The sequence below is a fragment of the Micromonospora sp. DT41 genome, from assembly GCF_049841715.1.
GTDB lineage: Bacteria > Actinomycetota > Actinomycetes > Mycobacteriales > Micromonosporaceae > Micromonospora > Micromonospora profundi.
In genome coordinates, this window is record NZ_JBNCKU010000011.1 from 87,141 (window position 1) to 101,336 (window position 14,196).

At 69.8% G+C, this 14,196-nt stretch carries 13 protein-coding genes; 10 read left to right on the top strand and 3 right to left on the bottom strand.

Translation table 11 applies throughout. The features are described 5' to 3' along the window. The first annotated feature begins 1 nt into the window (after position 1). Positions 2–1,741 (top strand): hypothetical protein, encoded by a 1,740-nt coding sequence (locus ACLQ23_RS21195; protein ID WP_355591951.1) that lies wholly within the window; start codon positions 2–4, stop codon positions 1,739–1,741. Positions 1,742–1,777: 36 nt separating this feature from the next. Here ACLQ23_RS21195 and ACLQ23_RS21200 read toward each other — a convergent pair whose 3' ends face one another. Both ACLQ23_RS21200 and ACLQ23_RS21205 read right to left on the bottom strand, forming a co-directional pair. Beyond that, positions 1,778–2,671 (bottom strand): SDR family NAD(P)-dependent oxidoreductase, encoded by an 894-nt coding sequence (locus tag ACLQ23_RS21200; RefSeq protein WP_355591949.1) that lies wholly within the window; start codon positions 2,669–2,671, stop codon positions 1,778–1,780. Between the two features lie 542 nt (positions 2,672–3,213). Further along, a complete protein-coding gene (locus ACLQ23_RS21205; RefSeq protein ID WP_425735325.1) occupies positions 3,214–3,576 on the bottom strand; it encodes a hypothetical protein in 363 nt (120 codons plus the stop codon). Between the two features lie 77 nt (positions 3,577–3,653). Between ACLQ23_RS21205 and ACLQ23_RS21210 the strand changes: the two genes are divergently transcribed. The 4 genes from ACLQ23_RS21210 to ACLQ23_RS21225 all read left to right on the top strand — a co-directional run bounded on the left by ACLQ23_RS21210 (position 3,654) and on the right by ACLQ23_RS21225 (position 6,805). Beyond that, on the top strand, positions 3,654–4,466 hold the full coding sequence (locus tag ACLQ23_RS21210; RefSeq protein ID WP_425735395.1) for a MerR family transcriptional regulator: 813 nt from the start codon (positions 3,654–3,656) through the stop codon (positions 4,464–4,466). A gap of 208 nt (positions 4,467–4,674) precedes the next feature. After that, positions 4,675–5,040, top strand: a complete 366-nt coding sequence (locus ACLQ23_RS21215; RefSeq protein WP_355591945.1) for a nuclear transport factor 2 family protein — start codon at positions 4,675–4,677, stop codon at positions 5,038–5,040. Positions 5,041–5,158: 118 nt separating this feature from the next. Continuing rightward, on the top strand, positions 5,159–5,998 hold the full coding sequence (locus tag ACLQ23_RS21220) for an SDR family NAD(P)-dependent oxidoreductase (RefSeq protein ID WP_425735326.1): 840 nt from the start codon (positions 5,159–5,161) through the stop codon (positions 5,996–5,998). 126 nt (positions 5,999–6,124) lie between these two features. Continuing rightward, positions 6,125–6,805, top strand: coding sequence for a GntR family transcriptional regulator (locus ACLQ23_RS21225; RefSeq protein ID WP_355591941.1), 681 nt, complete (start codon positions 6,125–6,127; stop codon positions 6,803–6,805). A gap of 78 nt (positions 6,806–6,883) precedes the next feature. On the opposite strand, the gene ACLQ23_RS21230 is transcribed toward ACLQ23_RS21225, so the two are convergent. After that, positions 6,884–7,777: an acetoacetate decarboxylase family protein gene (locus ACLQ23_RS21230; RefSeq protein WP_355591939.1), complete on the bottom strand. Its 894-nt coding sequence runs from the start codon at positions 7,775–7,777 to the stop codon at positions 6,884–6,886. Between the two features lie 228 nt (positions 7,778–8,005). Here ACLQ23_RS21230 and ACLQ23_RS21235 point away from each other — a divergent pair, with 228 nt between their 5' ends. From ACLQ23_RS21235 to ACLQ23_RS21255, 5 genes are all read left to right on the top strand, one after another. Further along, a complete protein-coding gene (locus ACLQ23_RS21235) occupies positions 8,006–9,013 on the top strand; it encodes a 1-aminocyclopropane-1-carboxylate deaminase (protein WP_425880980.1) in 1,008 nt (335 codons plus the stop codon). A gap of 296 nt (positions 9,014–9,309) precedes the next feature. Then, on the top strand, positions 9,310–10,134 hold the full coding sequence (locus tag ACLQ23_RS21240; RefSeq protein ID WP_425880981.1) for an alpha/beta fold hydrolase: 825 nt from the start codon (positions 9,310–9,312) through the stop codon (positions 10,132–10,134). A 343-nt stretch (positions 10,135–10,477) separates the two neighbouring features. Beyond that, on the top strand, positions 10,478–12,238 hold the full coding sequence (locus tag ACLQ23_RS21245; protein ID WP_425735327.1) for a hypothetical protein: 1,761 nt from the start codon (positions 10,478–10,480) through the stop codon (positions 12,236–12,238). A gap of 42 nt (positions 12,239–12,280) precedes the next feature. Next, the gene (locus tag ACLQ23_RS21250) at positions 12,281–13,348 is read left to right on the top strand and encodes a glycosyltransferase family 2 protein (protein WP_425880982.1); all 1,068 of its coding nucleotides are present in this window, start codon (positions 12,281–12,283) and stop codon (positions 13,346–13,348) included. Positions 13,349–13,477: 129 nt separating this feature from the next. Then, positions 13,478–14,194 (top strand): alpha/beta fold hydrolase, encoded by a 717-nt coding sequence (locus ACLQ23_RS21255; RefSeq protein ID WP_355627726.1) that lies wholly within the window; start codon positions 13,478–13,480, stop codon positions 14,192–14,194. The last annotated feature ends 2 nt before the right edge of the window (positions 14,195–14,196 follow it).

Sequence of the window (14,196 nt, forward strand, 5' to 3'; positions counted from 1 at the left end):
GATGCCCTCTGTCACCTCATGGACCCGGCTCGAACCGGGCGCCCGCAGCGACGACCTCGCCCCCGGTCTGCAAGCCCGCGTCCACGACCCGCTCTGGATGCTCGCCCGGCAGTGGCAGTTGGGCGAGTTCACCGGCGAGGACGCCGGTTCGCCGGTGTCGGTGCGCCTCCAGGCGGAGGTCGCGCCGGTGACCCGTTACCGTCCGTTCGGCGGAACCGCGCGACCGTACGACCGTGGTCGTCCACTGGAGACGGCCGTTGAGGCCGGTTCTCCCGGCCGGCTCACCGACCTGCGGATCGCGGCCCGCGCCGGCCAGCACTTCCTGCGGCTGCTCGGCAGAGATCAGCCGCTGGCCGGCTACCGGGACCGCTTCGCCGAGGCGTACCCGCTGACCGTCGACGACGGCGGCTCACTGGACCCGCAGAGCCGGCGCTGGCTGTCGGTGCTGGCACGGCGGACGCCGAGCGGCGCCCAACTGCTGCCGGAGCTGCGCGCCCTGGCCGACAACGGCACGCCGCCGACTCGGGTGACGGTGGCCTTCGCGGACCTGCGTGCGTTGCGGTCCCGGGCCCGGTCGTGGCTGGCCTGGCTCGACTCGCTCGGGCTCGACGACGACGAAACGGAGACGACGCCGCCGGCCTGGGATCCGTCCAGGATGGAGTACCGGTTCGAGGTGGCGGCCCGCTCCGGCGGAGCCGACACTGTATTCTCCGCGCCCGAGTACGACGGCGGCCGGCTCGACTGGTACTCCTTCAGCGTGGACACGGGCGCCACACTGCCGGCGGCCGATCCGACCGAGGCGCCGGTCGAGGAGATCGTCCGGACCGTCCTACCGGCCCCGGCCGGCTATCCGGGTATGCCGGCGGCGCGCTGGTGGGAGTTCGAGGACGCGCGGGTGGACTACGGCCGGGTCGAGGCCGAGCCCACCGACCTGTCCCGGCTGCTGCTCGTGGAATACGCCACCGTCTACAGCAACGACTGGTACCTGCTGCCGCTGACCCTGCCGGTGGCATCCGTGGTGCGGATCGGGTCGCTGGTGGTCACCGACACCTTCGGTTTCCGGACCCTGATCCGCCCCGCCGGTGCGCTGCCCGGCGACGGTCAGGACTGGAGCCTGTTCCGGCACACCGTCACCGGCCCGGGGGCGGCGACAGGTGGGCGCTCGGACCGATTCCTGGTCGCCCCTGCGATCGCCGACAGCCTGGAGGCCGAGCCGGTGGAGGAGGTCCGCCTGTTTCGGGACGAGATGGCGAACGTCGCGTGGGCGGTGGAGACCACTGTGGCGGGGGCGACCGGCCGCCGGGTACGCCGGCACGAGACGGCGGACCTGGCCGGCGCCAGCGCTCCGACGGGCTCCGGCGGCCCGGCGGTGGGCTCCGGCGCGGCGGGGGCCGACCACTACCGGCTGGCCACCAGTGTGCCCGAGCACTGGTTCCCGCTGCTGCCCGTGGAACCGGCGCGGGGCGCCTACCTGCTGCGCCGGGGCAGCGTGCCCCGACACGACGCGGGGCACACGGTCGACCCCCGGCCGCGGGGCGAACTCCTGGAACCAGGGCGCGACCTGACGATCCACTCGGAGGAGGTGCCGCGCGAGGGGCTGCACGTCACACGCGTACACCAGCGGGCACGCTGGTCGGACGGGTCGACACACACCTGGATCGGCCGTCGGAAGCGGCCGGGGCGCGGCGAGGGTTCGAGTGGTCTGGTCTTCGACGTCGTCGAGCAGGGCTCGGTGGAATAGGCGCTGTGGGCCGCCGCCGGCTCCGGCTGGTGGCGGCTACCTCTCGACGGCCGAGAATCCCCTGAAGAAGCCGCCGGTGGGTCCGCCGTCGGGCAGGGTGGCCAGCCACACCGCCGCCGAGGCGAGTGGCGTGGGGGGAACGGCCCGTCCGGTCAGGATGCCCGCGCGTTCCGGGGTGCAGGCGTTGACCAGTATGCCGTCGTCGGCCAGCTCGGCGGCGAGCATGCGGGTCAACGTGTTGACCGCGGCCTTGGACAGTCGGTACGCAGGCAGACCGCGCCCCAGCGGTGGAACGCCGTCACCGTCGCTGGACATGTTGACGATCCGGCCGTACCCGCAGGCCCGCATGAGAGGCACGACGGCCTGGGTGAGCCGCCACGTGCCGAGCAGGTTGGTGTTCAGGGTGCTGACCACCACGTCCAGGTCGACGGCGGTGGCGTCGATGTCGTCGTCGTCGAGGAGCACGGCGGCATTGTTGACAAGTACGTCGCATCGCCCGAGCCGCCGGTCCATCCATGACGTGAGCGCAGCGACACTGTCCGGGTTGGTGATGTCCAGTTGGCGGACCGCGACCCGGTCCGCGAGGTCACCCAGGGACTCGATCGCGTCACGGCCGCTCTCCACCGAGCGGCTGCCCAACACCACGCGCATGCCGCGTTCAGCGAGCATTCGGACGACCTGAAGCCCCAGCCCGCGGTTGCCTCCACTGACGAGCGCGACCCTGCCGTCCTCCGGCTCGGGCGACGAGGGCGGCGACTCGGCCGGCCAGGCGACGTACAACGCTGGGGATCCTGCGGGTGCCCGCTTCCGTGTTCTCGGGCTGCGGCGCGCCACCGCGCGACCGCTGTCCCCGCCTTCGCTCAAGGCGGGCTGGTCACCCCTGGGCCCATCCTGGCGCGTAGCGTCGTCCAGTGAGATCCCACGGGTCATCGGATGTGGTGCGGCTGCCTGGCCGTCATGCAGCCCCCTTCGGTGTTCGGCGTACTGGGAGAGTCTAGGTGGCTGGCTGGATAGCAAGCTGTTACCGCGACACTACCATCCGGATTCGCCTATTTGTTAAGTCAATTAAATCAAGCCAAGCACCTGCTCGTACACGGGAAATCGGTCGGTGCCACCTGCCGCTCTGGTCATCGTCGGCTTGGCTGACGAGGGCATGGGCGTGTCGTCGGAATAGACAAGCGCGCGGCGCGTCGTCGAACCTGCGCGCGGGTGCCGTGAGCTCGGCGCGACACGCCGCGTAGTAATGAGTCGTGGCGTAATGCTCGCATACCTTCGCCCGGTCGCGCCGCCCGGCCGCGAGCCCGCGCTGAGGACGCCCGCGAGCATGGGCGGCGGGGCATCGAGCAGGGCCGGCTCGGTGGGAACGGCGACCGGAGGGCTGCCCATCTCGGTGCCGACGGGAGGCCAACGCTGGCCTCCTGCTCGACGAGATCCTCCACGGCGGCGTGCCGCTGTCAGTCGCTCGGCGGCTCTCAGATTGTGCTGCTGGGCCCGTCGTCGCCGCGCAGGACCGGGCCGATGGCACCGGCATGACAGGCAGTGCCCTGATAGCCAGTCGGGTCGGGGACCACGCCCGTGATGCTACGGCTGTCAGGCCGCGATGTTTCAATCTGGCCGGATAGGATTCTGTCTATCTCGTCACACTTCATAGCGTTGTCCGCGACAGTTGCGCGAGCAAAGGTGATGATGGCGCGTACGGCTGGGCTGAGAACGTTCTCTGACCGGTAACTCCGCACGGACATCAATTCAGGAGGCATCTCAGCATAGGTAAGAGAATGCACCGTCGCCGGCTTGACCGTGGCCAGCAGCGCAGTGCTGTCGGCGTGCTGGTTCAACCCGCAACGCCATCGACGATCCGAGTAGGAAAGGGCGCCGGTGCGGTCGTACCGGCCCGAGGATGGACACTGTGACGATGCGAAAGGGCCTGACCATCGGCGAGTTCGCCACAGTGAGCCACCTGAGCGTGCGGACGCTGCGCCGCTACCACGAGGCCGGCCTGTTGGAGCCCGCGACGGTGGACCCGCACACGAACTACCGGTACTACCTGCCCGACCAGATCGCCACCGCACAGGTCATCCACCGACTCCGTCAGCTCGATGTGCCGTTGGCCGAGGTCAAGTCGATCCTCGCGACGGACGACACCACACAGCGCGCCGAGCTCATATCGGGTCACCTGCGGCGACTCGAGGCCGAACTCGACCGCACGCGCGCCGCCGTCGTGTCGCTGCGCCAACTGCTGCACCCGGACGCTGCGGCGCTCGACGTCGACCTGCGGTCCGTGCCCGCCAGGACCGTGGCCGCCATCCGTGAGCAGGTCCGTCAGGAGGACGCGCTCGCCTGGTTCGACGCGGCGATGGACGAGCTGGACGAGGCATTTCCGCCCGCCGAGCGCAGCGGGCCCTCCGGCGGGCGGTACGACAACGAACTGTTCACCGACGGAGCAGGCGTCATGACGGTCTTCCGGCCGGTGCGCGACCCGCGCGCCAGAGGCCGGATCGAGGTCGTCGAGTTGCCGTCGGTCGATCTCGCCGTGGCCGTCCACCAGGGGTCACATGACGACATCGACGTCACCTACGGCCGCCTCGGTGCGTGGGTGGTCTCCCACGCGTTGGGTGTCGCAGGGCCGGTCCACGAGACGTACCTCGCCGGTCCCCGGGACACCGGCGACCCCGGGCGGTGGCGCACCGAGTTGGGCTGGCCGGTCTTCCGCGTAACCTCCGCCTGACCCCCTGAGTCGACAGGGCTGCGCGGCGGCGCTGGCCACCACTGTCGAGGCGAGGGATTCCGGCACCCACCTGCACCTCGCCCCGCTGACAGTGGCCGAGTTGGCTGCCGTCCTGCCGGGGATGCCGGCCGGCTGACGCGAGGGTCGGGACGGGTGGAGCGGGTCACGCTCTTGACTCTCCCGCCGGGGGAGACCTGACGGTGGAGACATGGAAACGAACGCAGGCCGAGGCGCCGTCATCTCCTGGGACGAACTTCCGGCCCCGATCGCGGCGTACCTTCCCGCGCACCAGGCCCGTGACACGGAGACCGCGATCAGCGCCTTCGCCGCCGACGCCGAGGTGACCGACGAGGGCCGCACCCACCGGGGCCGCGACGAGATCCGGTTCTGGCTGGACAACGGGGCCAGCGAGTACACGTACACCACGGAGTTCGTCGGTGCTTCCCGGACAGGGGAGGGGCAGATCGATGTGGTGCAGCACCTGGAGGGGAACTTCCCGGGAGGGTCGGCCGACCTGCACTACCGGTTCGACCTGGAGGGCGCTCTGATCCGCCGGCTGGTGATCGAACCGTAGCGGCGACGCCGCCACCGTCCCTTGACCCTCTCCCGAGGAGAGGGTTGACGATTCGTGGGCGCTGCGGGCCGGTCAGCCGGTCACCGGTGCCTCTTCTCAGGCAAGGAACACACACGCAATGAAGACCTGGTTCATCACCGGCGGCACCCCGGGCGGGTTCGGCATGGCATACGCCGAGGCCGCGCTTGACAACGGCGACCGTGTGGCGTTGACAGTGCGCCGGCCCGACGAGCTGCGCCAGTGGGCGCAGCGGCACGGCGACCGCGTCCTGGTCCTGCCCCTGGACGTCACCGATCCGACGGCCGTCGAGCAGGCCGTGCGCGCGGCCGAGGAGCACTTCGGCGGCATCGACGTGCTGGTGAACAACGCGGGACGAGGCTGGTGCGGGTCGATCGAGGGCATGGCCGACGCCGACGTCCGTCGCATGTTCGAGCTGAACTTCTTCGCCGTGCTGTCGGTCATCCGGGGCGTCCTTCCCGGCATGCGTGCCCGGGGCAGCGGCTGGATCATCAACATGTCCTCGGTGGCGCGGCTGCGCGGCATCGACGGGTTCGGTTACTACAGCGCCTCCAAGTTCGCGCTCGAAGCCGTCACCGAGGTCCTCCGCGCGGAGGTCGCGCCGCTGGGCATCCGGGTGCTGGCGGTGGAGCCCGGCGCCTTCCGCACCCGCGCCTACGCCGGCTTCGCCGACGAGGCCCTTCAGGAGACCATCACGGAGTACCTGCCGATGCTCGAGTACGTCCGCAAGGCCATGATCGACGAGGACGGTAACCAGCCCGGTGACCCGCAGCGTGGTGTTCGCGCGGTGCTGGCGGCCATGGTCCAGGACGCGCCTCCGCGCCGGCTCGTCCTCGGCAGCGCCGGATTCGACGCTGTCGTCGCCACGCTCGAGGACACCCTCGCCGACGTCCGCGCCTCCGAAACGCTCTCCCGGGGTGCCGACTTTCCCGGCGCCTGAAGGGCAGCGGAAATGGTGGACGCGCCGTCGGGGCGGCGAAACGGAGTCGCGCCGTTGGATTGACGCTGTTCAGTAGTGGTGAGCCCCTCGTTGACGGTTGGTTCATCGCGGTGTGGAATATGTTGCATGCCGATCCCCAAGCGTCAGGGTGTCATCCCGCGTGCCCTACTGCGGGAAAATGCGTTCCGGACCATCCGTGACGCGATAGTCGACGGCACCCTGGCGCCGGGGGAGCGGCTCAACGACGCGGAGTTGGCGCAGTGGCTCGGGGTGAGCCGCACCCCGGTGCGCGAGGCGTTGGCCCGGCTGGAGGAGGCGGGCCTGGTCCACACCAAGCCCGGCCGGTACACGATGGTCACTCCACTGGACGTCCAGGCCGCCCGCGCGGCGCAGTCGGTCACCGCGGCGATGCACGAGCTTGCCGTACGTCAGGCGGTGCCCAATCTGTCGTCCGAGGAGATCGAGACGATGCGGGCGGCCAACCGGCGGTTCGCGGAAGCTCTGCACGCGGGCGATGTCGACGCGGCGATCGCCTCGGACGACGAATTTCACTGCGTCACTGTGACGGCTTCGGCCAATTCGGCGATCGCCTCGGTGCTGGAGCAGTTCACGCCGATTCTGCGCCGGCTCGAACGGCTCCGTTTCTCCTCGCTGAACGGGCGCGACTCGGTGGCCCTGCACGACCGCATCATCGATCTCTGTGCGGCCGGCGACGCTGAGCGGGCCGCGTTGGCCGCCCGGGACAACTGGTTGAGTCTGGATCCGCTCTTCGAGTGCGGGAAGTCCGACGATCCGCCCGCGCACTGAGCGCATCGGCTCCGTCTGTTCCGCCCCTCCCAGGGGCGGAACAGACTCGGCCGCGGTGCCGTCAGTCCCCGGCTTTCCTCACAGGATGCGCAGGTCGTTGACGGTGTAGGACAGCGAGCCGCGGAATCCCACGCCGACCCGCCTCGGCGTGAGATCCGCGAGTTCCTCCCGGGGTGCGGGCAGGAATCGCAAGTCGCCTGTGCCGACCCAGGTGTTCGCGAACTTCAGGTTGTCGAGCACCGACATGGTCAGCTCGTGTACGGCAGGGTTGTCGTGCTGCCCGGCGGAGAGTCGCGGGAAGTGGCGCAGGTTGACGAGCGGGCGCGTCAGCGCGGGCAGCCGGTCCGCGGTCCGGTCGAGAGTCACCGTGGTCTCGGCCAGGCGCCGGCCACCGGCGGACATGACCGCCGCGAAGCGGCCACCCTTGCCGACCGCCGGCGCGGCAGGACTGTTGATGGCGAAGGCTCGGGTCTGCTGGATGGAGCCGATCTTCTTGGGGAATCCCTGCACCCAGCCACGCGCGAGCGAGGCGTCGTTGTCCACCCAGATGTACGGGCACCAGGCCACCGGGGTGCCCTGCCACTGCGCGTCGAGCAGCACCAGGAACTCCGAATACTGGCTGAAGGGTGGGTCGAGGTAGTCGTCGTCGGCGCCGTTGAACTGCCAGTCGATGAACACGGCGTAACCGTGACCGGGGTTGGCCGGATCCGGGTCGAGGCCGGTGGGCAGGGAGGCGTTGGCAGCCTCCGGGCTGGTCCAGAACTCCACGCCGACGGCGTCGCCAACGTAGTGCCACGGCGGCTTGCCGGCCAGGTTTGCCACGCCGCGTGGGCTGAGCGGATAGGTGTAGCCCTTCAGTCGCTCGGCCGGCGTCGGGGTGGCGCTCGCGCCGGCTGGTGCCGACGCCGCGAGACCGACAGTGGTGCCCGCCATCGCGGCGAGCACGGCGCGCCGTTGAAGGTTCTTGTCCATCCTGGTCCTTCCGTTTGTCAACGTCCACCTGGATGACGCGATGAAGGTCCAGGGGTTCATGCGTCGTCTCTTCCAACTCCTTGACAGGCGCAGAGTGGAACGCAATATATTGCATGTCGATCGCTGGTGACGTCGGCGGCGAGGCGACCCGATCCGGCTGCCTCGCCTGATCTGACTCTCCTGTTCTCGCGAGCCGCTCCCAGCTCGGAATCCTGTGGAAGGAACGACATGCCCCTCGACGCGTTCGAGCGTTACCCGCTGCTGTTCGGCCCCAGCCCCATCCACCCGTTGGACCGGCTCAGCGCGCACCTTGGCGGCGCCCGGATCTGGGCGAAGCGCGAGGACTGCAACAGTGGCCTGGCCTACGGCGGCAACAAGACCCGCAAGCTGGAGTACCTGCTTCCGGACGCGCTGAAGCAGGGCGCCGACACGCTCGTCAGCATCGGTGGAGTGCAGTCCAACCACACCCGTCAGGTGGCCGCTGTCGCCGCCCGTGCGGGGCTCAAGGCCGTCCTCGTCCAGGAGAGATGGGTGGACTGGCCCGACCCGGTCAACGACAAGGTCGGCAACATCCTGCTGTCACGGATCATGGGCGCCGACGTACGCCTCGCGCCGGCCGGTTTCGGCATCGGCTTCAAGCAGAGCTGGCACGAGGCCCTCGACGACGTTCGCGCCGCAGGCGGCACACCGTACGCGATCCCGGCTGGCGCGTCCGACCATCCGCTCGGCGGTCTCGGCTTCGCGAACTGGGCCTACGAGGTGCAGCAGCAGGAACGTGAGCTCGGCGTCTTCTTCGACACGATCATCGTGTGCAGCGTGACCGGCAGCACCCACGCCGGCATGATCGCCGGTTTCGCCGGTCAGGACCGGCCGAGGCGGGTGCTCGGCATCGACGCCTCCGCCACTATCGACGCAACCCGGACCCAGGTGGCGAAGATCGCCCGCAACACGGCCGAACTCATCGGGCTCGGCCGTGACCTGCGCGACGACGAGATCACCGTGCTGGAGGGCTGGGCCGGCGACCTCTACGGCATCCCCGTGCAGTCCACACTGGACGCCATCCGGCTCACCGGCCAGCTCGAAGGCGTGATCATCGACCCGGTGTACGAGGGGAAGTCGATGGCCGGGCTGATCGACCTCGTCCGCAACGGCGAGATCCCCCGGAACTCGAACGTCCTGTACGCGCACCTCGGCGGCCAGCCTGCGATAAACGCCTACAGCACCGTGTTCGAGTAGCCCTTGACGTCCCCTCCGACTCTTGCTCAGGCCGAAGAGGTGGTCGCCGTGGCCGTGAGTGACGTGGACGTGGGTCAGCCTACGGTCGAACGACCGTATTCGGTAGATCAACTGCTGGTTCTGCTCAACGGTGACGTGGTGTCGCTCAGCACCGCCTCGCTGGCACCCAGCAGGTCCTGCAAGCCGTAAGGCAGGTTCCGGGTCCGGCCGGAGCGGGGGTTCACAGTCAAATGGCAGATGCCCGGCGGCGCCTCTGGCCGGCAGTCTCGTCGGAAAGATCCGACCGAGGAGGTTCGATGGCCACGATAAACGCTTTCGACGGCACGCCGATTTTCTACAAGGACTGGGGATCGGGCCGGCCTGTCGTTTTCAGCCACGGCTGGCCGTTGAACGCCGACGCCTGGGACGCTCAACTCCGGCTCGTCGCGGACAACGGCTTCCGCGGCATCGCCCACGACCGCCGTGGTCACGGCCGGTCCGGGCAGCCCTGGAACGGCAACGACATGGACACGTACGCCGACGATCTCGCGGCGCTGATCCAGGAGCTCGACCTCAGGGACGCCGTGCTCGTGGGTCACTCGACAGGCGGTGGCGAGGTGGTCCGTTACCTCGGTCGGCACGGTACCGGCCGAGTGTCAAAGGCCGTGCTGCTGGGTGCGGTGCCGCCGTTCCTGGTGCAAACCGCTGACAACCCGCAGGGCGCGCCCATCGAGACGTTCGACAGCATCCGGGAGGGCGTGGAGAGCGACCGCTCGCAGTTCTACAAGGACCTGCCCACCGCGTTCTACAACGCCAATCGCGAGGGCGTCACGATCTCGGACGGCACGCGCGACGCCTTCTGGCTGGCCGGCATGCAGGTGGGCCTGAAGGCCGCGTACGACTGCATCGCCGCGTTCTCGGAGAGCGACTTCCGCTCCGACCTCCTCACGATCGACATCCCGGTCCTGGTGGTGCACGGCGACGACGACCAGATCGTGCCGGTCGCCATCTCCGGCGTGAAGACCGCCGAGCTGCTCAAGGACGCGACGCTGAAGGTGTACGAGGGTGCGCCGCACGGCATCGTCGGCAGCCCCTACCAGGCGAGGTTCCACGCCGACCTGCTGGACTTCATCACCTCGTAGCGGCGGTCGCGAGCGCAGCCGTACACCGCATGGCGTTTCTCAGGGGGTGGAGCTGACCCCGGCCGGGTTTGTGGGGATCTGGCCGGGGTCGGTCTCCGTGGACCGCCGTTCGCCGCACCGAGGGTGCTCCTCGACCGATATCGTGCGGACCGCCTACCGTGCGTGGATCCACGACTCGGACAGCCGATGGACAAGGTCGAGAGGATTGCGGATCATCTATTTCATGACAACCCGGTCGACCGGCGCCCCACCAACAGACGAGCACGCGAAACCCGAGCAGGCCTCCGATGACCGGAGACCTGGCGATCGGGGTCGATGGCGCTGGCCCCGCCTGGAATGGACAATGGCGACGCTTGGCAGTCTGCTGTTGGCGGTGGTGCTGACCTGGCCGACGCTGCGACACCCGGCGACCACGATCCCCGGCGACCTCGGCGACCCGACATTGCAGGCCTGGCAGGTCGCCTGGTCCGGGCACGCTCTGCTCAGCGACCCCACCAACCTCTGGAACTCCAACACGTTCTATCCGGAGAGATACACGTACGCCTACAGCGACACCCTGCTCGGGTACGCCCCGTTCGGGATGCTCGGCTCCGGCTTCGAGGCCGCCGTCATCAGGTACAACGTGCTCTACGTGCTGCTGCACGCGCTTGCCTTCCTCGGCGCGTACGCGCTGGCCCGGCAGCTCGGGGCCAACCGGTGGGGCGGGGCGTTCGCGGGCATCGCGTGGGCGTACGCGCCGTGGCGGCTGGCGCACTCCGGCCACCTGAACATCCTGTCCAGCGGGGGAATCGCGCTGGCCCTGGCGATGCTGGCCCGTGGCCACGGTTGGTCGCTGCGCCACGGATACCGGCCGGAGCGACGACGCCCCGGCTGGGCACTTGCCGGCTGGCTCGTCGCCGCCTGGCAGATCAGCCTCGGCTTCGGCATCGGGCTGCCGCTCGTCTACTTCCTGCTGGCCGCGGTGCTCGTGGCGGCCGGTTGCTACGGCTGGTCGTGGTGGCGCAAGCGGGAACGCCCGCCGTTCGGCCGGCGACTGCTGCTCGCGGACCTGGGCGGTGGGGCCATCTTCGGAGCGGTGACGCTGCTGCTCGGCCTTGTCTACCTGCGGGTGGTCGACCTCAATCCGCAGGCCGAGCGGACGCTGGACTGGACGAAGATGTTCTCGCCTCCGCTCATCGGTTTCGTCACCGCGCCAGCGGACTCGTGGCTGTGGGGCGAGCGCCACGCCGCCGCACGGGAGCAGCTGTCCTGGCCGCCGGAGATGGCGCTGCTGCCGGGGATGACAGTCATCGGGTTGGCAGCGGCGGGGCTGTTCGTCTCGGCGTTCCCGTTCCGGCACCGGATCGCGCTGGGGCTCGGCGTGCTCGGCACCGTGTTGCTGGGCCTGGGCGCGACCCTCGGCGGCGACGGGGATCCCGGCTACCTGACGTTGTCCACGCTCCTGCCCGGCTGGGACGCGCTGCGTACGCCGGGTCGGATGATGCACTGGACGAGCCTGCTGCTGGCGGTGCTGGCCGCCGGGCTGGTGACCGCGCTGGCACCGTCGTCGGAAAAGGCATCGGACCCGACGTCGGACCAGTCGTCTGACCCGCCGTCGGAGCAGCCGCCAGACCGGTCGTCCGACCCGGCGTCTGACCCGGCGTCCGGCCAGTCGTCGCCTCGGAGCTGGACGCGGATGCTCATGCCGGTGGTGCTGTTGGTGCCGCTGGCCCTCGTCACCCTGGAGGGTGTCAACCGGACGCCCCACCCGACGGTGCCACGGCCGCCGGCCGCGATGCAGGCGGCGCCGGAGCCGATGCTCGTGCTCCCTGCCGGCGGTGTGGGCGACCTGACGGTCATGCTGTGGACGACCGACGGGTTTCCCCGGGTGACGAACGGGCTGGGCGGCTTCGAGCCGGTCACCCAGGCGCAGACCCGGATCGCTGTGGCGTCGTTCCCCGACGCGGGCAGTGTGGCGTACCTGCGGGGGATCGGCGTCCGATCGGTGCTGGCCGTGCCGAGCCGCGCCGCGGGGACGCCGTGGGAGGGTATCGAGACCCGGCCCGTGGACGGGCTCGGCATCACCCGGGAGGATCATGATGGTGCGCTTGTCTACCGCCTCTGACCGACCGCGTGCCGACGGAGGCCCGCGCGCGGGCCGGGCGGGGTGACGACGATGCGTCTGTCAGTGGTGGTGCCCTGCTTCAACGAGGAAGCGTCGGTGGAGCGGCTGCACGAGAGCGTGACCGCCGCGCTCGCCGACCTGTCCGACGTGGAGATCGAGGTGGTGTACGTCGACGACGGCAGCGAGGACGGTACCCTCGCGGCGCTGCGCCGGCTCGCCGCCGCCGACCCCGCCGTCTGCTACACGTCGCTGAGCCGCAACTTCGGCAAGGAGGCGGCGATGCTCGCCGGCCTGCAACGGGCCACCGGCGACGCGGTCGTCATCATGGACGCCGACCTCCAACACCCGCCCCGGCTGCTGCCCGAGATGGTCGCGCTGTACCGGCAGGGCTTCGACCAGGTGATCGCCCGCCGGGACCGGCGCGGTGACCGGTTCATCCGGATGGTCGCCTCCCGGTCCTTCTACCGGGTGGTCAACTGGTGGATCGACGTACGCCTCCAGGACGGCGCGGGTGACTTCCGGCTGCTGTCGCGGCTCGCGGTGGACGCGATTCTGGCGATGCCGGAATACAACAGGTTCTCCAAGGGCCTGTTCTCCTGGATCGGGTTCCGGACGGTGGTGGTGGCGCATCAGAACGAGACCCGCCAGTCGGGAAAGAGCAGGTGGACGCTCAGCAAACTTTTCAACTACGCCTTCGACGGCCTGCTGTCGTTCAACAACCGGCCGCTGCGCCTGGCGATCTACGGCGGCCTGATCCTCACCCTCATCGCGGTGGCCTACATGGCCTGGGTGGTCGCCGACGCCATTGAGAAGGGCATCGACGTTCCGGGCTACACCACCATCATCGTCAGCGTGATCGGGCTCGGCGGCATCCAGATGATGATCCTGGGTGTGATCGGTGAGTACATCGGCCGGATCTACTACGAGACCAAGCGCCGACCGCACTACCTGGTGCAGGAAACCGAGCGGCTGGCCGACGAGGCAGGCGAGGGCCCACGGCTGCCGACCCAGCACACGGCGCGGTCGACGGAGGCGGGCAGGCGGGCGGTTCCGGTCCCGGAGGATCCGTCCCGACGCGACCCCGAGGGCGGCCGGCCGGCCGGTCCCTGACCGGCGTCCTGCCCGCAGGGCACGGCTGGCGGCCACAGGTGGGGGGGGAGGTTTCACTTTCGCGTCCTGGGTATTCATGCGGACCGCCGCGGCCGGTGGGTGGAACAGTCACGACGTGAGGAGCCTGCCATGTCCGATCCGCAGCCCACAATCGTCCTCGTCCACGGTGCGTTCGCCGAGTCGGCGAGCTGGAACGGCGTGATCGACCACCTGGGTGCCGCGTACAACGTGGTGGCCCTCGCCAACCCGCTGCGGAGCGTCGCGTCCGACGCCGCATACCTGCGGGATGTGATGGGCGGGATCGGTGGCCCGGTCATTCTCGTCGGTCACTCCTACGGCGGCATGGTGATCACGCAGGCTGCGGCTGGCGATCCGTCGGTGCGAGCCCTCGTGTACGTGAACGCCCTCGCACCGGACACCGGCGATTCGGCGCTGTCGTTGTCAGCGAAGTTCCCCGGCAGCACGCTTGCCGACACGCTCGTGCAGTACCCGGTGTCCACAGGCGGTAACGAGGTGGCCATCGGCCAGGACGGCTACCACGCGCAGTTCGCCGCTGACGTGTCGAACGATGTCGCCGCGCTGATGGCCCGGACCCAGCGCCCGGTCACCGAGCAGGCACTGAACGACGGGCTCACCGGCGACCCCGCCTGGCGATCGCTGCCCAGTTGGTTCGTGTTCGGCGAGGCCGACAAGAACATCCCGGTCGCCGCGCACCGGTTCATGGCCGAACGCGCGGCGGCCCGGGGTCAGCGTGAGGTCGCCGGCGCGTCCCACGCGATGGCGGTGTCCCAACCGAGCGAGGTCGCTGAGACGATCATCGAGGCGGTCCGCGGCGTGGGTGGCTGACG